Genomic DNA, 24105 nt, shown 5'->3' on the forward strand with positions numbered 1-24105 from the left:
CGGCTGGCTCGCCACCCGAACATTGCTCCAAGACCATCTTCAACAGGTCTCGCCATCCCGCTTTCCACCAACCGCGGTTCTCTGTAATGGCTGCGCCTGCTTACTCATCTCTTCTAAGCATTTCTTAATTTGATTGTCATTATCTTAATGGATTCTAATTTAATTGTCAACACCGATTGGAAAATTAATAACTCGCCGTTTGTAAAATTAAGTTAGAAAAATAAAAAGCCATTTGTGATAGACTTTTGAATAACCACAAACAAAAGTAAAGGAACATCACAAATGACCTATAAACATCTTACCACACGTGAACTAACCCTCATAGCTGATTTTTGGAACCAAGGGACGAAGGCTTATCAAGCCGCTAAACTCCTCAAGCGAAGCCAGGAAACTGTTTACCGTGTTTATCGCTTTCTCGATAGCGGTAAGACAATTGAGCAGTACTTACAAGCCTACCAACGTAATAAACGACGCTGTGGACGCAGAAAAGCTCAACTTTCTAAAGCCGAGATTAGTTACATCAACGAACAAAGTAAGGCTGGTTGGACGCCTGACACGATTATCGGTCGTGCAGAACAGACTATTAGTTGTAGTATGCGGACGCTTTACCGGATGTTTGCTCGGGGACAATATAATTTCAGTGTTCAACAGTTACCGATGAAAGGCAAACGACACCCGAATGGTTATATTGAACATCGTGGTAAGGCTGGGCGTCTCGGTCGCAGTATTTACCAACGATATCGTGATTTTCCTCATTACCAGCACGAGTTTGGTCACTTTGAAGCTGATACTGTACAAGGGAAAGCTCATCATGGCGCGGTAATGACCCTCGTAGAACGGCAGTCTAAAGTTATGATTATCCTTAACGTTCACAATAAAACTGATGAAGCTGTTAATTATCACTTAGATAAGTGGCTTTCTAAAATGCCGCGTCATTTGGTTAAATCAATTACCTTTGATAATGGAAAAGAGTTTGCTGGTTGGCGTGATATCGCCAATAAGCATGATATCCACACCTACTTTGCGGAGGTTGGTGCACCAAATCAACGAGGCTTGAATGAGAATAATAATGGTATTCTACGCCGTGACGGTCTCAGTAAACAATTAGACTTTCGCCATTTACCTGATGCATTAGTTACTCAGTTAATGCATCGCAGAAATAACATCCCACGAAAGTCACTTAATTACCGCACACCACTCGAAGTATTTTTAAGTTGTGTCACAGATGAACAACTCTCAACCTTTTTCTAATTTAAATTGACATTTCGGGACTAAAAAAGCGGCTAGCCTAGCAGGCCACCCGCAATAAATTATTTATCTTCAGTAAAGTTAAACTCGTCCGCGTGCCGGAGTGAGTAGGCGAAATAGACAATCAACCCGATGACAATCCACAGCAGGTAGGTTAACCATGCCTTAAGCGAGATGCTGACCAGCAGGACCAGGCAAACCAAGATTGAACAGGTAGGGATTACGTTGCCAAACGGGACCTTGAATGGCCGCTCCAGTTCCGGGTACTTATACCGGAGGATAATCACAATCAAGGAGATGAGCATGAAGACCATCAGGGAACCAATGTTAGCAATCAGGGCCAGGTAGTGGAGGTCGAACTCGCCAGCAAACACCGCGGAGGCCAGGCCGATTAGCCAGATTGCCCGGTTCGGACTCTGGGTATGGGCGTTTAACTTGGCAAAGCCCTTGGGTAAAAAGCGGGACCGGCTCATTGACTTAAGAATGTTGGACCCGGCATAAATAAAGGCAAACACCACGGCCATGATGCCGAGGACCGCCCCTAAAGAGACAATCTCGGCGACATAGTTATGACCCTCACTGAGCAGTACGTAAGACATCGCCTCGGAAACGTTTAGCTTGGTGTAACGCACGACCCCCGTCATCACTAGGCTGACTAGGATGTAGAGGGTTGTGGAGACCGTCAAGCAGAGGACGATTGCCCGGGGAATTGTGTGGCCGACGTCCTTGGCATCCTCCGCCGACGTTGCGAGGGCATCAAAGCCCAGGAAGGAGAAGAAAACCGCTGATGCACCGGTGAAGATTCCCTTCGCGCCGTACGGGAGGAAGGGGTGCCAGTTGGTGGCCTTGACGTCCCAGACGCTGACCACGATAAACAAGACGATAATGAATATCTTGACCCCAACCAGGAAGTTGTTGACCAGCTTACTTTCGCTCGTTCCCCGAGTGAGGATGATGGTCATTAGGATGATCATCAGGACCGCAGGCAGGTTGATGTAACCACCAGCGGCGGGGTTGACGAGGAACTGGTGGGGGAGGTTAATTCCCAAAACTTCTAAGAATGATTGGACATACCCGGTCCAGCCGTTGGCAACCGTTGCCGTGGTGGTGATGTAGACCCCAATCAGGGTCCAGCCGGCGAGAAACGCGACAAACTTACCGATTGATACCCAGGCGTAGAAAAACGCACTTCCGGAATTCGGCAAGCTGGTGGTGAGCTCCGAATAGCAAAGCCCAATCAACCCACTCGCTAAAGCCGCAATCAAAAACGAAAAGACGATTCCGGGGCCCGCATCGGTTGACGCGACAATTCCGGTGAGGACGAGGATCCCTGTACCGATGATTGCGCCAATTCCAAGGATTGAAAGGTCAAATAGTCCGAGAGTCTTTTCCTTCGGGCCACTGCCTTTGCCAATCTGATTTTTCATAATTGTTTCGATTCCTTTCTCTATATATGTCCGAACCTTAAGTTTACATTAAATAAAGCAATGATTCAAATTATGGTGCTTAACATTATTAGTATTTTCCGGCGGGAGGGGGCTTTTTTCCCGGGGCCCACCGCCCAAAATTTCCTCCGGGTAAAAAGGTTTCGCATTTCTTCCTAATCCATCATAAATAGAAGGGTAACTTTGAAAAAGGAAGTAACAATCATGACCCAACATAAGCTTGTTGTAATCTCACTGGATTCCCTTGGCTACCGTGACCTGGCCGAACTGCGCGACCTGGTGCCAAACCTTGATAAGCTGATCCAGCAGGGGACGTGGGTAAAGCGTGTCCGGGGCATCTACCCAACACTGACTTACCCGTCCCACACGTCGATTATCACTGGGCAATATCCGGCGGTGCACGGGATTGTTAATAACACGAAGGTCCAGCCGCGGCGGCAGTCACCAGACTGGTATTGGTACCGTAAGGACGTCAAGGCCACACCGCTTTATGACGTGGCTCGGGCTGCGGGAATGACCACGGCCGCATTTCTGTGGCCAGTCACTGCGGGGAGCAAGATTAACTACAACCTGGCCGAAATTTTCCCTAACCGGATTTGGACGAACCAGGTGCTGGTCTCCCTTACGGCCAGCTCGCCGTGGTTTCTCCTCAAGATGAACCAGCGCTACGGGAAGCTTCGCCACGGGATCAAGCAACCCTGGTTGGATGACTTTGTGACCGCCTGTGCTGTCGATACCCTCCGCAACAAGCGGCCCGACCTAACCCTGATTCACCTGGTAGATATGGATAGTATGCGGCACCGTTACGGGGTACGGTCGAAGGAAGCAAAGGCGGCTCTGCAGCGGCTTTATGGCCGGGTGGCCCGCCTGATTCGGGCGACCAAGGATGCCGGGACCTATGACTGGACGAACTTCGTAATTTTAGGGGACCACTACCAGATTAACGTCCACAAAATGATTCACTTGAATATGCTCTTCGCCCGGGAAGGGTGGCTGAGCCCGATTGATGGTAAGACCACCTTTAAGAATAACTGGAAGGTGACCGCGAAAACCTGTGACGGGGAAACCTACGTCTACGTGCGGGGGCACGACATTGACTACGGCGACGTCAAGCAGTTGATTGCCCGGGCCGAAGGGGTTCAACATATTTACGATGGTGCAGAGGCGGTTAAGCTGGGCGCCGACCCTAAAGCGGCCTTCCTGGTTGAGGCCCAACCGGGTTACTACTTTACGGACGAGGTTAACCGGCCCGCAGTGGTGGAAGAGGTTGACCCTGATCCCATCGGGGCCCCAGACCGTTACCATGGTGTTCACGGGTACGGGCCCGACCAACCGAACTACTTCACCACGGCAGTTTTTGCAGGGCCGGATGTCCAGGCAGGCGCAACGGTTGCTGGTGCCCACCTGGTTGACGAGGGCCCAACCTTCGCGCGCTTACTCGGTCTCCACTACCCAGCACCGACCGCTGGGCAGGCAATTGAAGAAATATTTAGAAAGTGAGTGAAACTGTGAAATTCACTAAGCAACAGTGGCAATGGATTTTTTACGACTGGGCAAACTCCGGTTACGGGATCCTCGTGATTACCGCCGTTTTGCCGGTCTACTTCAAGGCGGTTGCCCAAGGCGGTGGAGTCAGTGCCGCCGACTCCACCGCCTTCTGGGGCTATGCCAATAGCTTCGGCACCCTGGTAGTGTCTTTGCTAGCCCCCTTGCTCGGGGCGCTTGCGGACTACCCCCGTTCGAAGCGGCGGTGGCTAAACGTCTTTACCTGGACAGGGATTATCTTGACGCTCGGCCTGGCGGTGGTGTCACCCCGCCACTGGCAATGGCTTTTGGGCCTGTATATCCTGAGTATTATCGGTTACTCCGGCGGGAACCTCTTTTACGATAGCTTCTTGACGGATGTTGCTGACGACCGGCAAATGGACCTGGTATCGTCCACCGGCTATGGGATGTGGTACCTGGGGGGGCGTGCTGGCCTTTATCATTTTCCTTGGTGCCCAGTTAACAAACGGCTTTGGCGGGTTGTTGTCCAGTTTTGGGGTGGCCCGGTTCAGCTTTGTCCTCGCGGCCGTCTGGTGGGTAATTTTTGCCTGGCCCCTTCTCCAGCACGGCCAGCAGCGCTTTAGCGTTCAGGCCGTTCAGGACCCGCTGACTGATAGTTTCCGCCGCTTAGGGCGCACCTTTCGTCATATTAGAAAGTACCGGCGGATTTCCTGGTTCTTGGTCGCTTACTTCTTCTACATTGACGGGGTCGATACCATTTTCACCATGGCGACCGCGATTGGGAAGGACCTCGGCGTGAACACGACAATGCTGATGATGGTTTTACTGATGGTCCAGCTGATTGCCTTCCCGTTCTCCCTTTTGTACGGGTGGCTGGCGAAACGGGCCTCAACCCGGCTGGCGGTTCTCTTGGGCATCATCGTCTACCTGTTCATCTGCCTGTACGCGCTGAAGCTTGACAGCCTGTTTGACTTCTGGTTCTTGGCAATCTTAATTGGGACGAGCCAGGGTGAGCTGCAGGCCCTCAGCCGGTCATACTTTGGCCAGTTAATTCCGAAGGACGCTTCAAGTGAGTCCTTTGGTTTCTACAACATTTTGGGTAAATTCTCCGCCACTATAGGGCCCCTGGTTGTGGGGCTCGTCACCCAGTGGACGGGGCGTTCAACGGTGGGCGTGGCTTCGCTTAGCGTCCTGTTCGCGGTTGGGCTGGTAATTTTCCTGGCCCTGCCCAAGCTAAGTAATGGCGACTAATACAAAAAATATCCCTGACATTCGGTAATGATCCGAACGTCAGGGATATTTTTATTTATAGGGGACGTAATTAGTTCTTGCGGGAGTATGAAGCGATGTCAGCGAGGATTTCGTTCATGAAGTCATCCTGACTCATTTCGTTTTGGGCTTCTTCACCGTACTTCCGGACAGAGACACCATTACTCTTCATTTCGTCGTCACCGACAACCAGGGTGTATGGTACCTTTTGAGTTTGGGCTTCACGAATCTTGTAGCCCATCTTTTCGTTCCGGTGGTCAACAACGACCCGGATGTTAGCGGCCTTCAGCTTCTTAGCAAGGTCGTCGGCGTAAGCACCGTGGGCATCTTCGTTAACTGGAATGATGTGAACTTGTTCAGGAGCTAACCAGGTAGGGAAGGCACCCTTGTAGATTTCAGTCAGGTAAGCAACGAACCGTTCCATGGTCCCAACCACACCACGGTGGATCATGACTGGCATGTGTTCCTTACCATCCTTACCAACGTAAGTTAAGCCGAAGCGGTCAGGGAGCATGAAGTCCAGTTGAATAGTGGACATGGTTTCGTCGTTCCCCAGGGCCGTCTTGGTTTGGATATCCAGCTTTGGACCGTAGAAGGCAGCTTCACCTTCGGCTTCGTAGTAGTCAAGGTTCAGGTCATCCATGGCAGCCTTCAACAGCTTTTGGGACTTCTCCCACATCTCGTCGTTAGCGTAGTACTTCTTCGTGTTCTTAGGGTCACGAAGGGAGAGACGGAAGCTGTAGTCGGTAATGTCAAAGTCCTTGTAAACGGACATGATCAGCTTCAGGATCTTGGCGAATTCAGTCCGGATTTGGTCAAGGGCAACGAAGGTGTGACCATCGTTCAAAGTCATTTCACGAACCCGTTGCAGACCGGAAAGGGCACCAGACTTTTCGTAACGGTGCATCATTCCCAGTTCGGCAATCCGCAGTGGCAGGTCACGGTAGGAACGGATGTGGTGCTTGTAAATTTGAATATGGCTTGGACAGTTCATTGGCCGCAGTTCAAGCATTTCACCGTCACCCATGTCCATTGGTGGGAACATGTCGTCACGGTAGTGTTCCCAGTGACCAGAAGTCTTGTAGGCATCCAGGTTCATCAGAACTGGGGTGTAAACGTGCTTGTAGTCATCGGCAACTTCACGGTCAATGATGTAACGTTCGATTGTCCGCCGAATAGTGGCCCCCTTAGGCATCCAGTATGGTAAACCGGCACCAACCTTTGGGTCAACGAAGAAGAGGTCAAGCTTGTTACCGATAACCCGGTGGTCACGTTCCTTAGCTTCTTGACGCTTCTTCAAGTTGTCAGCTAATTCGTCCTTCTTGTAGAAGACGGTCCCGTAGATCCGTTGCAGCATTGGGTTGGAGGACATGCCCTTCCAGTAAGCACCGGCAACGGATAAGAGCTTGAGGTTCTTAACAACGTCACCATAAACCAAGATGTCATCCTGGGCAACGGCCTTGACGTCACCGAGAACATACATGGCAACCTTGCCATCCTTGGCGTTTTCCTTGATCAATTCAGTGGAGAACTTGTCGTCCTTGACTTCTGCCAGGGCGTCGTCAACAGCAACTTCGGCAAATTCAACCTTGACGTCATCCTTGGCCATGCCCTTGACAACGTCTTCCAGTGCGGGCAGTTCGTCAGCGGAAACTTGTTGGTCATCCTTGTCGGAGTCAACGTGGAAACCATCTTCGTCAAAGCTAGATTCGCCAAGACGAATTCCCTTGAATTCTTGCTTCAAAGCGGCCTTCAGCATCAGAGCTGAAAGCTTCCGAAGGGCTTGTAACCCTTCTTTAGAGTCCCGATCGATTTTCTTTACTGATCCATCTGGGGACATAACTGCAACTTGAGCCATAAAAATCTCTCCCTTTATAAAAAATAAAACGTCCCTAATGCCTGTTTGATAACAAGCATTAGGGACGTTAATTAACATAGTTAGCGTGGTTCCACCCATGTTCAGAGTATTACTACTCTCTCTATGGTGTGGTAACGGACACGACCCGACCAGCCTTATTTCGGCCGATAAAAGTAGGAAGGTGGTATATTTAACGGTCGACTCGACATAACTTCCAGCCTAGGTTACGTCTCCCTGGTTGAGCACTCAGTAAATACATATCCTTCAACTGACTAAAATTATAACACCAAAAATCGGCTTGGCAAGGGATTTGATAAAAAATTTTCATTAATTATTATTTCCGCCAGTCGATGGGGTACTTGGGACGGTCGTGGTGGCGCTTGAGTTACCACCATTGCTGCTGTTACCTTGGCTCTGGTTATTACTATTGGAGCCGTTTCCGTTGCTTTGGTTACCCTGTTGACTTTGACTGCCCGTGCTGGTACCACCATTGCTTTGTCCTTGGTTGGACTGCTGACTGCTTGATTGGTGAGGCGTGGTTGTGACGGTGTAGGTGTCACTAGTCCCGGTATTATCATCGTCATCGTCGTCAGTCGTGCTTGATTGCCGGTGGTGGTGACTGCTGCTCTTCTTCTTGTGTTTCTTGGAGCTTGTCGTCACCGTCGTGTCATCGTTATTGGTGGTGTTAACCGGGTTCTGCTGCTTAACAACGAAGATGATGACCATCACTAAAAGAATTGCAAGCAGGAGGGTTAAGAGGAGCTTAAAGGTCCGCTTGCTCCGGTTAGGCTTCTTTCCAAATACCTTTTTCTTTTTAGCTTTGCTACTTAAACGAGGACGACGGTTCCCCCGTTTCTTAGGCTGGCTATCGTATAGTTGTACACGGCTCGGCCGCTTGTCTTGATTATTATTCAATGATTTCACCTCATCTGGCTAAATAGCATTCATTTCCATATTATAGCATTGATTGGGGGTGACAAAAGAAAAACAACGACCAAACACGAGGTGAATGACCGCTGTTTCTTAATCTATCTGGGGGATTTATAGGATTGTTTTAACCTTACCCCTAATCCATGAAAAAGTTGTGAACACGTAATGAAAAAGTGAAGAATAGTAGGTTATGGTGTAAAACAAATAGCGGGTGAGAAAGGTTATTCCCTTTTCTCATCCACCATTTAAGTTAGATAGATATTTGATTCAGAAATTAGTCTTTAGCAGAGTTCTTCATTTCCTCTTCTTGTTGACCAAAGCCCTTGCCTTCAGCAGCAAAACGCTTGTCACCACGGTAGAGTTCAACACAGGTCCAAGCAAGCAGGACCAGGATGACAACAATGGTCAGGTAAGCAAGAACATCGGAAGTGCCCTTAGACCAAACACCGAAGCCTTCGTAAGTTGAAGGCAGGTTGTACAGATTCAAGAAGGTCAGGGCAATAACTGAGACCCAACCACAAACCTTAACCCACATCCGGTTCTTGAATTCACCCATTTCAACCTCACTGTTAGTCATCATCAGTAATGGCAACATTGAGAATGGTAAGGCGAAGGCCAGAAAGACCTGTGAGTTTTCCATCAGCAGGTTCAAAGCCGAGTGTTGTTGGATCACGGATTCACCGCTCGTCATGGCAACACAAGCCAGAACAGGGATAACAGAAATGATACGGGTAACTAACCGCCGTGCCCACAGTGGCATTTTCATGTGAATGAAACCTTCCATGATAACCTGCCCGGTCAAGGTACCAGTAATGGTTGAGTTTTGACCAGAAGCAAGCAGGGCAACAGCGAACAGCGTTGACAGGATCCCGGACTTAGCAACCGCAATCAGAATTGGGTTGGAAAGCATTGAGGTGTTGTTCAAAGCATCGTACAGACCGAAGAATGAACTATCCTTAACGGCACCGTACTTGAAGACCGCAACCCCCATGATCAGCAGGAGGGCGTTAACAACGAAGGCCAGAGACAGCTGAATATTGGAGTCCCAAGTGGTAAAACGAACAGTTTGCCGAATGCTGTTAAGGTCGTTGTGGTCCATCTTCCGCGTTTGTGAAATAGCGGAGTGCAGGTACAGGTTGTGCGGCATAACCGTGGCCCCGATGATCCCCAGAGAACCACTCAGTGGCGTAATTCCACCAATTTGTGGGTGCTGGGCAATCGCCTTAGCAGAAGGTACCAGGCCAGCAAAGGCAGCGGCCCAGTCAGGCCGTGACAAAGCAACTTGGTATGCGAAGACGAACAGGATAACCAGAATTAAACATGCAACAATTGCTTCGATCTTCCGGAAACCAATCTTTGTCAAAAGTAACAGAACTAAAACATCAAGAACAGTAATGAATACTGATGGGATCAACGGAATGTGGAAGAGGAGGTTTAAGGCAATCGCCGCACCAATAACTTCCGCAATATCGGTGGCCATGATGGCTAATTCCGTCATAATCCAAAGAATAATCCCTAACGCTTTACCGGTCCGTGCCCGTGTTGCCTGGGCAAGGTCCATTTGGCTCACGATTCCGAGTTTAGCCGCCATGTATTGTAGTAACATCGCAATCAAACTTGAAATCAAGATAGTAGTCATCAGGGTGTATTGGAAGCTTTGACCACCGGTGATTGAAGTAGCCCAGTTACCTGGATCCATGTACCCAACCGCAACGAGGGCACCAGGTCCAGAGTAAGCAAACAAGGTCTTAAAGAAGCCCTTGCCATGAGGAACCTCGACCGTTCCGTTAATTTCTTCGAGTGACTTACCGTTAGCATACTCTATCAAGTGATACTTCTTGTGTTGATTTTTTGTGTTATCCACGCCAAATCCACCTTTCATCTTATTTTGTTAACTTGACCAACAATCAAAATTAACTTAATTCGAATACTTTGTTAGGTTAGCATAAAAAATATTACATTTCAACGGAAGATTGCCGGCCTCAAGGCATTTTATCGCGCTGAGCTTAAATAGCGATTGCGCTGATAGGTAGCTACTAATACCGATAAAGCGGTTTCGCGACTATTATAAATAAATTTAAGAAATTTTGAAGTTTTCTTCATATATTTATTTGGAAACGGTTACTTTTGTCAAACGTTTGACAACTAGTGTAATTCTTCACTATAATTATGCAGATTACATTATATAAGGAGAATTGATTATGAAAGCACTTGTATTAACAGGGACTAAACAGCTTGAAGTTAAGGATGTTGAAACCCCAGAAGTAAAGCCTGACGAAGTACTTGTCCACACCGCCTACGCTGGTATTTGCGGGACAGACCACGCCTTATATGCTGGCTTGCCGGGATCGGCTAGTGCCGTTCCGCCAATCGTCCTGGGTCACGAAAACTCGGGGGTAGTTGCCAGGGTTGGTGCTGCCGTTAAGAACGTCAAGGTTGGTGACCGGGTAACAGTTGACCCCAACATCTACTGTGGTGAATGTAAGTACTGTCGAACTTCTCGTCCTGAACTGTGTGAAAACCTGTCCGCTGTTGGAGTTACCCGTGACGGTGGATTTGAGGACTACTTCACAGCACCTGCAAAAGTTGTTTACGCGATCCCTGACAGTGTTTCATTGAAGGCAGCTGCCGTAACGGAACCATTATCATGTGCTGTTCACGGTGTTGACCTGCTGGAGATCCATCCATACCAAAAGGCATTGGTTATCGGTGATGGCTTCATGGGTCAATTATTCGTACAAACTCTGAAGGCTTACGGGGTTAGCGAAGTTACCCTGAGTGGTCGAAACGACGCAAAGCTGAAACTTAACCACGACCGTTTTGGTGCCAAGACTATTAACACCAAGAAGGGCGAAAAGATTCCGACTAACGAATATGACATTGTAATTGAAGCCGTTGGTCGTCCCGAAACCCAAGAACAAGCCGTTGAAGCTGCTGCCCGTGGTGGCCAAGTTTCAATGTTTGGGGTTGGTAACCCAGACGACAAATTCTCCATTAACAGTTACGAAGTCTTCCAAAAGCAGTTGAAGATTCAAGGGGCCTTCATCAACCCTTACTGCTTCGAAGACTCAATTGCCCTGATGGCATCTGGTGAGGTTGATGTTTTGCCACTTCTTTCCCATGAATTTGGAATCGACCAAGTGGACGACTTTGTAAACGACCGGATTGAAAATGTCTCCAAGGCCGTTGTTAAGCTTGCCGGTGAAGAAGCTTAATGATTATGAAAACATTCCCCAGGATTATTTCCCGGGAAATGTTTTTTTATTTCAACAACGTTGACACAGTGTCACCAACTTGCTATGATGGTTATGCAGTTTGGTGACACTGTGTCACTTGAGGAGGAGTTAAATGTGCCAAGCAAAACCTTTGAAAATCTGCCGGCAGCTAAGCAAGAAACTGTCCGGCAGGCATTGTTAACTGAATTTAGCGCCCACAACCTGGCAGACGCCCAGGTAGCGCGGATTGTTAAGGACGCCGGAATTGCCCGGGGAGCCTTCTACAAGTACTTTACCGATCTGACAGATGCGTATACCTACTTGTATCGCAAGGCACTGTTCGCGCTTCACGACTACGATATTCGTGCCCACCGCCTTCAATCTGCTGCGGCGTACGTTGATCAGGTCGCCGCCTTTATTAAGCAAGTAAATGCCAGTCCCTATTATGAGCTGGTAAAGCGGCACTTTGCCGTTAATGAGGCGTTACTGCAGCCGATCGATTCCACGTTGCGCCCGGTGACGGCGACTGAGTGGGCCGTTATGACCTTGGTCCACGAGGCAATCAAGGAAGGGTTACGTTGTCCGGACAACAGTGACCAAATATTGAAACGATTAAAAGCCGCTTTGACGGCGCTCCTGGCAAAGGAGGAATAAGATGTTTTTAGCTTTAAAAGAAATTAAACACGAAAAGGTCCGGTATGGGCTGATTATTGCCATGATTGTGATGATTAGTTACCTAATGTTTATTCTAATGGGAATGATGCTGGGCCTGGCAAACGAAAATAAGGCCGCTTTGACGACATGGAGTGCCCAGACGGTGTTTTTGAATAAGAACGCCAACGATAATCTGGGCCAATCTGTCATCACTAAGGACCAGCTGGCAGACCACTCCCTCAATAAGCATGAGGCCCTCGTCGGCCAAACGGCAACGGTCATGACCCGGTCAAAGAAGAAGGCCCACAAGGAAAGCGTGCAGTTTATTGGCCTTGATGCTGGCCAGTATATCGCTAAAGACAATATGCCCCTGGTTGCCGGTCGTCATGCGAAAAATAAGCATGAGCTGGTTGCTGACGAGAGTTTAAAGGTGAAGGGCTACCAGCTGGGTGATAAGGTGAAGCTCAATTCAACGGCAGAAAACTACCGCTTGGTAGGCTTTGCTAAAGATTCCCAGTTGAACGTTGCCCCGGTGGTTTATGGTCGCCTTTCAACCTGGCGCGAACTCCGGGGGGCTGCTCCGCAAGTAGTTGCCAGTGGGATCATTAGTAACCAGCGGGAGGGGGCTAGTCGGTTTAAGGAGCTGGCCCACTACCCAATTGCCAAGTTTATCCAAAAACTTCCTGGCTACGCGGCAGAGAACAGTACCTTCATGTTCATGATTGGCTTCTTAATGGTGATCTCTCTTGTAATTATTGCGGTCTTCCTCTACATCCTAACGATGCAGAAGATGCCCAACTATGCGGTACTCCGTGCCCAGGGAATTTCGGCCCGTCACCTGATTGGGGCAACGATTGACCAGGCTGTTATCCTGACGATCACCGGGATATGTGGTGGCCTGGTTCTGACCCTACTGACGGCCTGGCTGATGCCGATGACGGTCCCGCTGGTTTTGGAGTGGCCATTGATTGGCCTGATCTCCATCATTCTTATCCTCCTTGGGGGAATTGGGGCGCTACTACCTGTACGGATGATTATGAAAGTTGACCCAGTAAGGGCCCTCAACAGTTAGGAGGTTACGCAATGTCTGTAATTAAACTCAAAAACATCAGTAAGGACTTTGGTAAGGGAATCAGTAAAGTCCAGGTGTTAGATAATGTTAACTTTACGGCTGACTTGGGTGAACTAAGCTTGATCTTGGGCCCTTCTGGTTCCGGTAAGAGCACCTTTTTGACGATTGCTGGAGGCCTTCAAACACCAACCACGGGGACAGTTACCGTTGAAGGGGAGACTTTGGAAAAATTATCAACCAAGGAACGGGACCAGCTGCGGCTGAATAAGATTGGCTTTGTCCTCCAGTCATACAATTTGCTCCCTTATCTGACCGTGACGGATCAGTTTGCCCTGGTTCGTCGGATTAAAAAAATTGGAAACATGTCACAGGAAGAGTTGGATAACCTCCTTGAAGAGCTCGATATTTCCCAACTCGTCAACCATTATCCAGATGAGATGTCTGGTGGGCAAAACCAACGGGTAGCGATTGCCCGGGCCCTGTACCCTAACCCACCAATTATCCTAGCGGACGAACCGACAGCGGCCCTTGATAGTAACCGGGTAAAGATTGTTGGCCGCCTCTTTAAGGACATGGCTGTTAAGCACCACAAGGCAATTGTAGTCGTGACTCATGATATGCGGTTACGGGATTTTGCCGACCACATTTACCAGTTGATGGATGGTAAGCTCACTATGGAAAGGTAAATATTTCCCGGGAAATAAATTTTTGATAAAGCCTGCTTGAGGATTTCCTTACCTTAAGCAGGTTTTGGTATAATTAAGCTAAATAATCGTAAGGAGAAAATAATGGCTTTTTTAGAATTACACAATATTAAGAAAGCCTACTATCTTGATAAACAAGCCTTTCCGGTTTTAAAAGGGATTGACCTTCAATTTGAGCAGGGCGAGTTTGTTTCGATTTTAGGTGAGTCCGGTGGGGGAAAATCAACTCTGATGAATATCATTGGGGGGGTGGACCGTAACTTTTCCGGTGAGGTTCTGATTAAGGGGACCCCACTTGACCATAAGCAAGAAAAGCAGTTGGATGACTACCGGCGGTCAATGGTCGGCTACATCTACCAGTCATATAACCTGATTTCCCATTTAACGGTGTTAGATAATGTCCTGGTGGCTTTGGACATGACCGCACTTTCTCGGGAAGAGCGGCGCAAGAGGGCACTAAAGCTCCTTGACCAGGTTAGCTTGAGCGACCAGGCCCACAAACATCCTAACCACTTGTCTGGGGGGCAGAAACAGCGGGTAGCAATTGCCCGGGCCCTTGCCAGTGATCCCCAGATTATCATTGCTGACGAACCCACGGGGGCCCTTGATTCGCAAAATACCCAGGAGGTTCTGACCCTGCTAGACCAAATTGCCAAGGATGGCAAGCTCGTCATTGCGGTTACCCATTCTCAAGAAGTTGCGGACCATGGAACCCGGGTCGTACACTTGGCCGATGGCAAAATTGACGGAGACGAGCGGCTTCGACCAGCTTATGACCTTCCTAAGGACCCCACAGTGGTTAAGTCCCAACAGCTCCCGGCGATGGCTAGCTACCGGATGTCTTTTAAACACCTGATGTATAACTTCTGGCGTAACTCGCTAATTATGCTGGGAACGGCAATTGGTATTTTTGCCGTCCTTCTGTTCAGCGGTCTGGGCAATGGAATTAATGGCTACATTCAGAACCAAATTAATTCCTTGACCAATCCCCGTTCAATTACGGTATTTAAGAACCCGACTGGGAAACATCTAACCCAGGACCAGATTCAATCGTCATTAATGCAAAACCTTTCCGCGGATCCCCAGTCAATGATGATCGATAGTGGCGCCCTTCGCCGACTAGGTAAAGTTGATGGGGTAGCCAGCGTTCAAAAGGGGAACATAATCAGTGGTTACCGTCTGTCATACAAGAAACTGCAACAGAGTGGAACCACACTGACGACCTGGAATAAGTCAGTGACATCTAGCTCAATCAAGCATGGTCACCGGCCGGGCAGCAATGAGATTGTCTTGACGAAGCAGCAGGCCAGCCAGCTGACCGATGCAAAGAACTACCGCAAGATTATTGGCAAGCCGGTTAATATTTCCTTTAAATGGGTAAACAGTAAGGGGGACCCCGTTGCCATTAACGGGACTGTGAAGGTGGCCGGCCTCAGTGAAGGGGCCAGTGCCCAGACAACGGTCAGCTACGGTACAATGCAACGAATGCTGCGGGACAGCGGTGCCGTCACCAGCCCGAACTTTGTGGCGGTGAGTGCTAGCAGCCTCTCTGACGTCCAAAAGGTTGATAACCGCATTAACAACCTCAAGAATGCTAAGGGTGAGCGCATGTTTGGGGCAATTACGGTTGGCTCAATCCTGAAGACGGTTAACACTTACGTTCACCTTGCTTCAACCATCCTGGCGGCCATTGCTGGAATTTCACTCCTGGTTTCCGCATTGATGATTATTGTGACGATGTATATGTCGGTATCGGAACGGACCAAGGAGATTGGGATTCTGCGGGCACTTGGTGAGCGGAAGAAGGACATTCGTCGCCTGTTTACGTCAGAATCAATCTTTATTGGACTATTCTCAGCGGTCTTAGCATTGGTTATTGTCATTGTCGTGACCGTGATTTTGAACCACACCTTATACGGGATGATCAAATACAATATCGTCCAAATAACGGCCGGGAACGTTATCTTCGCTTTTGCGGTTGCGGTAGTGATTTCCTTCATTGCAGCACTGTTACCGGCTCGACGTGCGGCCCGTCTGAACCCAATTGATGCCTTGGCGGCTGACTAATATAACAAAATAAAGAAGGGACCCTTTGCGTGTGTAAGAACGTGGCGGGTCCTTTCTTTATGTGTGGAGTAAGTGCTGATTAATTAACATTATCAGCATAATTGATTATTAATTTAAACAACAATACTTTTTATTTTTAGGTATACCAAAGTTATGTTATAATACATAATGGAGGTGTTAGAAGTGACAACGATTTTTGTCCATGATAATGATAAGACGCAAACGATTCATTGCTCCGATGGTTCTCAAGGGGTGATGACGGTCAGTGAAGAGAGCTCAGCACCATACTACAATTTTAAATTTTACAGCCATGAACATCCTGGCTTTTGGGTGGACCAGGACCAATTTCATGACGGGGAAAGCGTCACGGTTAAGGATATTCAGAGTGACGACCAATTCCAACTCAAGTTTGTCTGAAAAGGCGCTAAAGGGAAAGTTGGGAAAAGTATCAGTTAATAGACTTGCTGCGCGGCGCTAGACACGAGGAATACGCTTCGGCGCGAAGCTAGCCGATGGCTTTCCCTAATTCCTAATGTTTGGAGATACAAAAAGGATGAGGCTGGTGAGAAAACAAAGTTTTCTCCCAGCCTCATCCTTTTTGCTTTCTGAATGACAACGTAATTATGGGAAACCTAACAGGCGCCGCGTCGTAACGCCTTTAAATCTCCGTCTATAGTCATACGGAGACTTTTTATTTAACGATGTCTTCTGCATGACTAAGGGCGTCGGCAATTAGGGTCATTACTTTCGGATCGTCAAGGTGGTAAATAACTACTTTACCGTGACGGTGCTGCTGGACTAGGTTATACTTCCGGAGCAGCTGCAGCTGGTGGGAAACGCCGGATTGCTCCCACTTTAGTGCCGAGCTAATCTCTGAAACGCTCATTGATTTTTGAATCAGAAGGTAGATTAATTGCAGTCGCTTGGGATTACCAAGAACCTTGAAAAGCCTGCTGATTTTGATAATATTTGGTAATTCTCCAGAAATACGCGTCGCCATTAGCTCTCCCTTACTTTCTTACGCTAAAACGAACTAACTATATTACACCTTATTTTAGGATTTAAACGACAAAAAAGCAAAAGGCTGTTAAGCACTTTTGCTTTTTATAAACAAATTTTCCAAATGATTAGAAGGCCAGTCGTTGTCCAACGTAGATGGTGTAGGGACTTTGTAAATTATTACGTTGTGCCAAAGTATGCCAGTTGAGGCCGTACTGTGCAGCGATACCAGAGAGGGTGTCCCCACTCTTAACGGTGTAGCCACCCCGGACACTAGCCGTTGCCGATGACCGACTGTAGTTGTTGTAACGTGGTGCGGCCTGACCATTTACTCGCAGGACCTGCCCAACATAGATCCGGTTTGGGTTGGCAATGTTGTTAAGTCGGGCCAGCTGTTCATAGGAAACCCCAAAGCGGCTTGAAATGCCGGACAAGGTGTCCCCACTCTTAACAGTGTAAGCAGCGTTGTTAGTAGTTGGTGTCGGTGCTGGTGCTGGTGCCGGTTTAACGTTATTGGTATTATTGTGGACCGGTTGACTAACCGTACTATTATTGACTTGTGCTTGCAGCCGTAAAGTTTGCCCGACGTAAATCCGGTTGACGTTTCGAATGTTATTGATTTGCGCCAGCTGAATGTAATTCATACCAAACCGGTTAGCAATAGCGGACAAAGTGTCCCCACTCTTGACGGTGTATGTCTTAACTGTGTTGTTATTGTTGACCGGTGCAACGGTGTGATTTTGGTTAGGCGTTGTCGTGGTAGTCGTCGTGGTGTTATGGTTGTTGACCGGTGCTGACTGACGAACGAGGAGTCGTTGGCCAACGTAAATCCGGTTGACATTTTGAATATCGTTTAAGTGGGCCAGGGTGTTAACCGTTGTGGAGAAGCGGTTAGTGATGCTGGATAAAGTGTCGCCACTATGAACGGTGTAGTAGTTAGTGCTGCCTGCGTAACTACTCGATGAGTTATCATTTTGCTGCTTATTGATAACCGTCTTACCAGAGATGGCTACGGAATCCAGTTGATTTAATCCGTAAGTCTGGACCATCCGGATTAATGCGTTGGCGTAGTTAGGGTCGGTTGCGTAACCATCGGCCTGTAGTTTCCGGGCAACAGAAGCATAATTAGTGTCGCCAAGCAAGTTATGGTAACAACTGTTGACATATAGGAAGTCTCCGTGATCTTCAACGGATTGTGAGTTGTTAGCGTAAGCACGGAAGGCATCGTTGATGTAAACAGACCGGCCACCGTATACTTCACGAGTCGGCATAGTAACCGAGTTACCGTTATACGAGCCCTTGATACCGAAGAGGTTGTGGGCTTGCGTAGCTAAACCAGACCGGCCCCAGCCACTTTCGATGATTGCTTGAGCAACGGTTACGGAAGGTAGAACACCGTACTTGTTCCAACCGTTAATTGCCCCCGGCGCTACGCTTTCAATAAAGCGTTGGGATGAGGCATTGTTGCTAAAGTGAAGTGAGTTTAAGTTAACCTGTTGAGTGTTGGTCTGGGCAGCAAAGCTCTGTGTTGAAGTAGCCTGAGCACTGTTGTCCTGGTTAGTAGCACTGGTATTGGCCGTCGCTGCTTGTGAGGCTGCCGTGCTGGCAGATGCCGGTGCCACATTATTTACTGCAGTACTTTGCTGGTTAGCTGCTTGGCTGTCCGTATTAACATTTGAAACGGCTGCCGGTTGGTCGTTTGCGTTGTTTTCGTCAGCGTGGGCAACGACCCCAGTAGCAGTGAGCAGTGTTACCGCAGTTAAGCTGGCAACCATCCACTTGCGACCACTTTTATACATTTTGAAGTGCTTTGAATTAGCGTTTACCTGTTGATTCATTGATTAAGCTCCCCTGTCATTTAAAAGTGATAGTTGAAAGATAATCGGAAGACTGTCTTTCTTCCCTGAATAATTTTGCACAAAAAAGTTAAGAAGTTATTAAGATTTCACTATTAATTAAAGTAGCATTATTTTTGATATGCGTCAATGAACTATTAGAAATAAAATAAGTAAATTTATATTTTGAACAGTTTAAAATAACTAATTTAACCACTAACTTTGGCCTTTTGATTCCACTTTATCACGTGAAAAACATTTTTAATAGATGACAGTAATTTCATGCTTAATCTCTACTAAATTAAAGAAAGTGATTCCAGTTGGGGTGGCACTAGGCTATAATGAAGTAGTTTAACACTTGGGATGCGAGGAAATTTAACATGGTAGCAAAGTTAAAAGATGTTGCACAACTGGCTGGGGTTTCCGTAACGACCGTCTCACGGGTAATCAATAATTACGGATCACTCAGCGCCAAAACAATTAAAAAGGTTCATGAAGCTATGCGGGAGCTTAACTACCAGCCCAATGCGCTAGCGCGGGCAATGCAGGGGAAGCCTTCTAAGTTTGTTGGCCTGATTTTCCCTAACCTGACCAACCCCTTTTTTGCGGAGTTAGTCAATGAACTTGAGCGCCAACTCTTTAATCAAGGCTATAAGGCAATCATTGCGTCATCGGCGGAAAATCCCGAAATTGAACACGAGTACCTTAGTATGCTGATGGCCAATCAGGTCGACGGGATTATTTCTGGTTCCCATAACCTGGACATTGCGGAGTACCATCAAATCTCCGCGCCCATCGTTTCCTTTGACCGCTACCTGGCTGACAACATTCCTATCGTTGCCTCTGATAGCTACCGCGGCGGCCAACTCGCCGTGGAATACTTGCTACGGAAAAACGCCCGCCACATTGCAGTGATTGTTGATGAAGATACGTCTGCTTCACCAACGCTGAACCGGCTGCAGGGGGCCCTGGACCGGTTGACGGAAATGCACCGCAGCTTTGACCCGCTGGCTTTAGGAGACCTTGACTTTTCAACGACCTTCCCTGGTATTTACGATGGGGTGGTGGCCTCAAACGATGTCCAGGCTCTTGAAATTGCCGCGATTTATCAGCAACAGGGATTAAGGATGGGACAGGACTTCTTCATCACTGGCTATGATGGTTCACAGCTGATTCGTTGCATTGCTCCCCAACTGCCGACGGTTATTCAGCCAATCCCCAAGTTAGCCGCCGCCTTAATTAAGACCCTTCTTAAGCGGGTAACTGAACCAACTGCCGCCGTTTCGTCAGTTACCTTACCAGTTGAATTTCATGAATAAAAGAAGAGCAAGTCAGCAATCATTTTGATTACTAGCTTGCTCTTTTTATTGGTGGTAAGTGGACCCGAGTCCCACGAGGTTGGTCCCGTAATTACTTACTTTGCATAAAACGTTGGAGTAATTCGGCTTCTTCAGAAGTTGCGGCAGAATTTGATGATTTAATATCGTGAATCCGCTCTACTGATAGGTGGCTTCCAAAAGCAACTTCATTATCATTTAAGTCGTTATCACGCTCAAATTTGATTAGTTCTTTGGCTAACTCACTCAAATTGTCCATGAATTAATTCCTCCTTGATGTTCGGGCAGCTTTTCAACTACATTATTATTCTTATGTCCTTTGCTGGAACAAAATTTACACCAAAATTTAGTTTAGCACAGTTTGCGGATTTACAAAAAGAAAAGCAAAAATTAATCTTAAATTCCATTGGTGGGTGGGGACAAGAACTCCAATATGTGTGATAATCAGAGTATAGAATCATGACGAAGAAATGGAGCGAAAGAGATTATGACTTGGAACTGGTTAGGTTGGCTACTGTGGATTCTAGCGATCGTGTTTTTCTGCTACGTAATTCATTACATTCGTGTTCAACAACTGATGTTAATCGCTAAGACGAAGAAGGCCTTTTCACCTAAACCCTTTTGGCGTTACGTCGCTTTACTGCTGGTCGCCGCCATTTGGCTGGGCGGGATGCTTTATCTGACTTTCTTCCGCCAGGCAGACATCAATAACCACAATGAAACGCGAATCACAATGAAGTACTCACCGTTGCAGATCCACAACAAGAACAATGACTACTATTACGTTATGGCAACCCGAAGCCAAAACGGTAAGCACCCGATTGTCTCTTATACTTACTGGGCAAACGGTAACCGTTACACAACCAATTCCCATTACGGCTCGGTAGCTGATGGGGACCGGATCATCACACTAGACGCAAGCAGTCTACCGTGGGACAAGGCAAAGTTGAAGAAGCAAGACCGGCAGACGGGGCACGCATTTGCGGCTGAAATGACGGTTAACTACAAGAATACCCTGCTAAACGGACTAGGCCTTCGTGCTAACCGGACGGCAGAAGTTTATACTTTACTACGGGTTCCATCATCAGAAATGGTCCACGAACGGTAGGGATGGCAAGAAAGTTGGGAGGATAATGAAAAAGCAGACAAGCGTAAATTAAAGTGGGTGGCCCTGGCAAGTTTGCTAAATAACACCGGGGCTGCTTTTTTATGGCCGCTGACAACGATGTACATGCATAATTATCTGCACGAAACACTGACGACTGCGGGGGTTGTAATGCTTTTCATGTCGATCTGCATGATGACGGGAAACTACCTTGGTGGTTGGCTTTTCGACCACTGGGACCAGTACCGGACCGCCGTCATGGGGGTCAGTATCTCAACACTGGCCATTTTTGCCCTGATTTTTGCGCACGATTGGCCCTGGTTTGCGGTCTTAATGATGCTCAATAGCTTTGGTGATGGGATTAACATGACCATCGTCAATTCCTACGGCGCCCTGGTCACCGACCACAGTTCGCGCTATGTCTTCAACTACATTTATATGGCCTTCAACGTGGGGGTCGTTATCGGGACCCTGGCTGTCGGGGTCTTGTTACCAATTAGTGTCGTTCTGGTCTTTAGTGTTGCTACCGCCTTTTACGTTCTCCTAACTCTGGTAGTTATTTTGGCCCTTAATGTCCGGGTGAGCTTGCCGCCCAAAGCTAAGCAGCCAACGGGGAAGGAGCGGTCAATGGCGACCCACCACCGAGCCTTAGTATTGATCTGGTTAATTCTCCTCAACTTTATGACCATCCACCTTAGCTACTCCCTCTGGGAAAGCGTGATGGCCGTTCATATGACTAACATGGGGATCCCATTCTATGCTTATAGTATGCTCTGGACTTTAAATGGTCTGTTGATCATTGTTGGTCAGCCCCTGGTGAACAAGCTTAGCCCCTACGTCAAGCTCTCCAACCAGATCATGGTGGGGATCTTGATTTTTGCATCATCGTTTCTCTTCCTCATTGTTGCCCGGAATCTCTGGGCTTTTATCATCGACTTTATAATATTGACAATCGGTGAAATGACGAGTTTTGCGGGCCTTCCCGCCTGGATTGCCCAGCTGACAGATGTAAATGAGGCGGGGCACTACCAAGGTCTGCTTAACATTACGATTTCGGTAGGTCGGGCAATTGGACCCCTCTACGGTGGCTTTGTTATCGAACGGGGCAATTACCAAGAGCTCTTCATTTCTGTTTTCTTAATGATGACGATTACCCTCTTGTTCGTTTTCTGCGCCGTCCTTTCGTGGCGCCGCTTAAAAGATAATAGAAATAATAATACCCAAAATTAGTGACCTATGTTAAAATCACTAATGTAATTGCAAAGAAGTAGGGCAAAAACAGCCACGCCTTAACAGAGAGCCAGTTTAGCTGAGAGCTGGCGGTGGTTGCGAATCCACCTCTACTGAGCTGGAGCGGTGAATCAAGTAGTTGCTTCCGGGACGACCCGTTATCATCGTGAAGTTGTTATGACTTCGTGAGGCAGTAACTGTGAGGTTACTGTAAATAGAGGTGGGACAGTGAGTAAATCGCCCTCTAAGGTTGAATGGCCTTAGGGGGCTTTTTTTGATGAAAGGAGAAACAGAAATGGATTATCAAAAGCCAAAAGGAACAGCAGACTTGCTACCAGGCACAACAAATGTTTGGGAAAAGGTTGAGGCAAAAGCCCGGGAAGTTTTCCGGCAATTCGGTTACCGGGGAATCCGGACGCCAATGTTTGAAGACTACCATGTCTTCTCTCGGAACGTCGGGGATACGTCAGACATCGTTGAAAAGGAAATGTATGACTTCCACGATAAGGGTGACCGTCATATTGCCCTCCGACCAGAAGGTACCGCGGGGGTTGTCCGGGCTTACGTAGAAAATAAACTTTACGGTCCGGAATACCCAAAGCCGTACAAGGTTTACTACATGGGCCCCATGTTCCGTTACGAACGGCCACAGTACGGTCGTCAACGTGAGTTCCACCAAATCGGTGTTGAGGCTCTGAACAACGAGTCACCACAAATTGATGTTGAAGTTATTGCGATGGCGATGACCCTCTTCAAGCAGTTCGGGGTGCCAAATGTGAAGTTAGTTATCAACACGCTTGGTGATAAACAGGTTAGAAAGGACTACCGGGAAGCCTTGATCAACTACCTGAAGCCCCATTATGACGAACTAAGCAAGGACTCCCAGGAACGGCTCTACAAGAACCCCCTCCGGGTCCTTGATAGTAAGGATGAGGGAGACAAGAAGATTGTTGAAGACGCCCCATCAATTCTGGATTACCTGGACGACGAATCCCAATCCTACTTTGACCAGGTCCAGGCCCTCTTAAAGGAACTCGGGATTGGTTATGAGATTGATAGTAACATGGTCCGGGGGTTGGACTACTACAACCACACCATTTTTGAAATCATGTCCGATTCACCAGTCTTTGGTGGCGGCTACACGACGGTTTGCGCCGGTGGTCGTTACAACGGCTTAATTTCCCAACTTGGTGGCCCAGAAGAAGGGGGAATCGGCTTCGGAATGGGGGTAGAACGGTTGATGATCCTCCTTAAGGAAGAGAACCCGGACTTCGCCCCCGTCGATAAGTTGGACCTCTTCTTGGCAAGTGCCGATGACAAGGGTGACAACCTGGCATTTGAAATTCTTAACAAGGTCCGCCAGCAGGGAATCGTGGCAGACAAGGATTATAGTGGCGTGAAAGTTGGCAAGCAAATCAAGGAAGCCTTCCGACGCAATGCTAGGTACTTCGCTGTCTTTGGTGACCGTGAAGTAAGTGAAGGTCAGTTCCAGTTAAAGAATGCGGCAACTAAGGATACCGTAGACGTTAAGGTTGCGGACTTTGTTGCAGACCCCGCTAAGTATCTGAAGTAAAAATTGGGTAGCATTGAAACTGCAAAAAAAGAGGCTGGTGAGAAAACAAAGGTTTCTC

19 protein-coding genes and 1 pseudogene are annotated in these 24105 nt (G+C 47.9%); 13 read left to right on the forward strand and 7 right to left on the reverse strand.

Annotation, left to right across the window (positions count from 1 at the left end; all coding sequences use genetic code 11):
* Positions 1-282 precede the first annotated feature (282 nt).
* Positions 283-1251, forward strand: a complete 969-nt coding sequence (locus tag FD32_RS02145) for an IS30 family transposase (protein ID WP_047769456.1) — start codon at positions 283-285, stop codon at positions 1249-1251.
* Positions 1252-1310: 59 nt separating this feature from the next.
* On the opposite strand, the gene FD32_RS02150 is transcribed toward FD32_RS02145, so the two are convergent.
* Complete coding sequence (locus FD32_RS02150) at positions 1311-2675, reverse strand: APC family permease (RefSeq protein WP_047770361.1); 1365 nt, start codon at positions 2673-2675, stop codon at positions 1311-1313.
* A 222-nt stretch (positions 2676-2897) separates the two neighbouring features.
* Between FD32_RS02150 and FD32_RS02155 the strand changes: the two genes are divergently transcribed.
* A complete protein-coding gene (locus FD32_RS02155; protein WP_047770363.1) occupies positions 2898-4193 on the forward strand; it encodes an alkaline phosphatase family protein in 1296 nt (431 codons plus the stop codon).
* 8 nt (positions 4194-4201) lie between these two features.
* Positions 4202-5450, forward strand: a pseudogene (locus tag FD32_RS02160) (MFS transporter).
* Between the two features lie 70 nt (positions 5451-5520).
* Here FD32_RS02160 and thrS read toward each other — a convergent pair.
* The 3 genes from thrS to FD32_RS02175 form a co-directional block, all read right to left on the reverse strand.
* Entirely contained in the window at positions 5521-7326 is a 1806-nt protein-coding gene (gene thrS / locus FD32_RS02165; protein ID WP_047770365.1) for a threonine--tRNA ligase, read from the reverse strand.
* Between the two features lie 327 nt (positions 7327-7653).
* Positions 7654-8241 (reverse strand): hypothetical protein, encoded by a 588-nt coding sequence (locus FD32_RS02170; protein WP_053003083.1) that lies wholly within the window; start codon positions 8239-8241, stop codon positions 7654-7656.
* A 289-nt stretch (positions 8242-8530) separates the two neighbouring features.
* Positions 8531-10138, reverse strand: coding sequence for an Nramp family divalent metal transporter (locus FD32_RS02175; protein WP_191980307.1), 1608 nt, complete (start codon positions 10136-10138; stop codon positions 8531-8533).
* Between the two features lie 319 nt (positions 10139-10457).
* Between FD32_RS02175 and FD32_RS02180 the strand changes: the two genes are divergently transcribed.
* From FD32_RS02180 to FD32_RS02205, 6 genes are all read left to right on the forward strand, one after another.
* Positions 10458-11471 (forward strand): zinc-dependent alcohol dehydrogenase family protein, encoded by a 1014-nt coding sequence (locus FD32_RS02180; RefSeq protein ID WP_047770370.1) that lies wholly within the window; start codon positions 10458-10460, stop codon positions 11469-11471.
* Positions 11472-11606: 135 nt separating this feature from the next.
* The gene (locus tag FD32_RS02185) at positions 11607-12125 is read left to right on the forward strand and encodes a TetR/AcrR family transcriptional regulator (protein ID WP_047770372.1); all 519 of its coding nucleotides are present in this window, start codon (positions 11607-11609) and stop codon (positions 12123-12125) included.
* A gap of 1 nt (position 12126) precedes the next feature.
* Positions 12127-13197, forward strand: a complete 1071-nt coding sequence (locus FD32_RS02190) for an FtsX-like permease family protein (protein WP_047770374.1) — start codon at positions 12127-12129, stop codon at positions 13195-13197.
* A gap of 11 nt (positions 13198-13208) precedes the next feature.
* Positions 13209-13883 (forward strand): ABC transporter ATP-binding protein, encoded by a 675-nt coding sequence (locus tag FD32_RS02195; protein ID WP_047770375.1) that lies wholly within the window; start codon positions 13209-13211, stop codon positions 13881-13883.
* A gap of 102 nt (positions 13884-13985) precedes the next feature.
* Complete coding sequence (locus tag FD32_RS02200) at positions 13986-15968, forward strand: ABC transporter ATP-binding protein/permease (protein ID WP_047770377.1); 1983 nt, start codon at positions 13986-13988, stop codon at positions 15966-15968.
* A 183-nt stretch (positions 15969-16151) separates the two neighbouring features.
* The gene (locus tag FD32_RS02205) at positions 16152-16385 is read left to right on the forward strand and encodes a hypothetical protein (RefSeq protein WP_047770379.1); all 234 of its coding nucleotides are present in this window, start codon (positions 16152-16154) and stop codon (positions 16383-16385) included.
* Positions 16386-16659: 274 nt separating this feature from the next.
* On the opposite strand, the gene FD32_RS02210 is transcribed toward FD32_RS02205, so the two are convergent.
* Positions 16660-16968, reverse strand: a complete 309-nt coding sequence (locus FD32_RS02210; protein WP_047770381.1) for an ArsR/SmtB family transcription factor — start codon at positions 16966-16968, stop codon at positions 16660-16662.
* 127 nt (positions 16969-17095) lie between these two features.
* Entirely contained in the window at positions 17096-18805 is a 1710-nt protein-coding gene (locus FD32_RS02215) for a LysM peptidoglycan-binding domain-containing protein (RefSeq protein WP_047770383.1), read from the reverse strand.
* Between the two features lie 377 nt (positions 18806-19182).
* On the opposite strand from FD32_RS02215, the gene FD32_RS02220 reads away from it, so the two are divergent.
* Positions 19183-20121, forward strand: a complete 939-nt coding sequence (locus FD32_RS02220) for a LacI family DNA-binding transcriptional regulator (protein WP_047770385.1) — start codon at positions 19183-19185, stop codon at positions 20119-20121.
* Positions 20122-20212: 91 nt separating this feature from the next.
* Here FD32_RS02220 and FD32_RS02225 read toward each other — a convergent pair whose 3' ends face one another.
* On the reverse strand, positions 20213-20398 hold the full coding sequence (locus FD32_RS02225) for an LBP_cg2779 family protein (RefSeq protein WP_047770387.1): 186 nt from the start codon (positions 20396-20398) through the stop codon (positions 20213-20215).
* Positions 20399-20626: 228 nt separating this feature from the next.
* Between FD32_RS02225 and FD32_RS02230 the strand changes: the two genes are divergently transcribed.
* From FD32_RS02230 to hisS, 3 genes are all read left to right on the forward strand, one after another.
* Positions 20627-21247 carry an LVIS_2131 family protein gene (locus FD32_RS02230; RefSeq protein ID WP_047770389.1) on the forward strand — a complete coding sequence of 207 codons (621 nt, stop codon included), beginning with the start codon at positions 20627-20629 and terminating at the stop codon, positions 21245-21247.
* A gap of 72 nt (positions 21248-21319) precedes the next feature.
* Positions 21320-22474: an MDR family MFS transporter gene (locus FD32_RS02235; RefSeq protein WP_235803738.1), complete on the forward strand. Its 1155-nt coding sequence runs from the start codon at positions 21320-21322 to the stop codon at positions 22472-22474.
* A 295-nt stretch (positions 22475-22769) separates the two neighbouring features.
* Positions 22770-24047: a histidine--tRNA ligase gene (hisS, locus tag FD32_RS02240; RefSeq protein ID WP_047770393.1), complete on the forward strand. Its 1278-nt coding sequence runs from the start codon at positions 22770-22772 to the stop codon at positions 24045-24047.
* Positions 24048-24105 lie beyond the last annotated feature (58 nt).

It is taken from the genome of Limosilactobacillus panis DSM 6035, from assembly GCF_001435935.1.
Classification (GTDB): Bacteria; Bacillota; Bacilli; order Lactobacillales; family Lactobacillaceae; genus Limosilactobacillus; species Limosilactobacillus panis.

Bases quoted from the DNA above. Each gene is read 5' to 3' on its own strand.
- FD32_RS02150 (WP_047770361.1), bottom strand. From the start codon at position 2,675: ATGAAAAATCAGATTGGCAAAGGCAGTGGCCCGAAGGAAAAGACTCTC.
- FD32_RS02230 (WP_047770389.1), top strand. From the start codon at position 20,627: ATGACTTGGAACTGGTTAGGTTGGCTACTGTGGATTCTAGCGATCGTG.
- FD32_RS02200 (WP_047770377.1), top strand. From the start codon at position 13,986: ATGGCTTTTTTAGAATTACACAATATTAAGAAAGCCTACTATCTTGAT.
- FD32_RS02155 (WP_047770363.1), top strand. From the start codon at position 2,898: ATGACCCAACATAAGCTTGTTGTAATCTCACTGGATTCCCTTGGCTAC.
- FD32_RS02190 (WP_047770374.1), top strand. From the start codon at position 12,127: ATGTTTTTAGCTTTAAAAGAAATTAAACACGAAAAGGTCCGGTATGGG.
- FD32_RS02210 (WP_047770381.1), bottom strand. From the start codon at position 16,968: ATGGCGACGCGTATTTCTGGAGAATTACCAAATATTATCAAAATCAGC.
- FD32_RS02175 (WP_191980307.1), bottom strand. From the start codon at position 10,138: ATGAAAGGTGGATTTGGCGTGGATAACACAAAAAATCAACACAAGAAG.
- hisS (WP_047770393.1), top strand. From the start codon at position 22,770: ATGGATTATCAAAAGCCAAAAGGAACAGCAGACTTGCTACCAGGCACA.
- FD32_RS02145 (WP_047769456.1), top strand. From the start codon at position 283: ATGACCTATAAACATCTTACCACACGTGAACTAACCCTCATAGCTGAT.
- FD32_RS02215 (WP_047770383.1), bottom strand. From the start codon at position 18,805: ATGAATCAACAGGTAAACGCTAATTCAAAGCACTTCAAAATGTATAAA.
- thrS (WP_047770365.1), bottom strand. From the start codon at position 7,326: ATGGCTCAAGTTGCAGTTATGTCCCCAGATGGATCAGTAAAGAAAATC.
- FD32_RS02225 (WP_047770387.1), bottom strand. From the start codon at position 20,398: ATGGACAATTTGAGTGAGTTAGCCAAAGAACTAATCAAATTTGAGCGT.
- FD32_RS02180 (WP_047770370.1), top strand. From the start codon at position 10,458: ATGAAAGCACTTGTATTAACAGGGACTAAACAGCTTGAAGTTAAGGAT.
- FD32_RS02220 (WP_047770385.1), top strand. From the start codon at position 19,183: ATGGTAGCAAAGTTAAAAGATGTTGCACAACTGGCTGGGGTTTCCGTA.
- FD32_RS02195 (WP_047770375.1), top strand. From the start codon at position 13,209: ATGTCTGTAATTAAACTCAAAAACATCAGTAAGGACTTTGGTAAGGGA.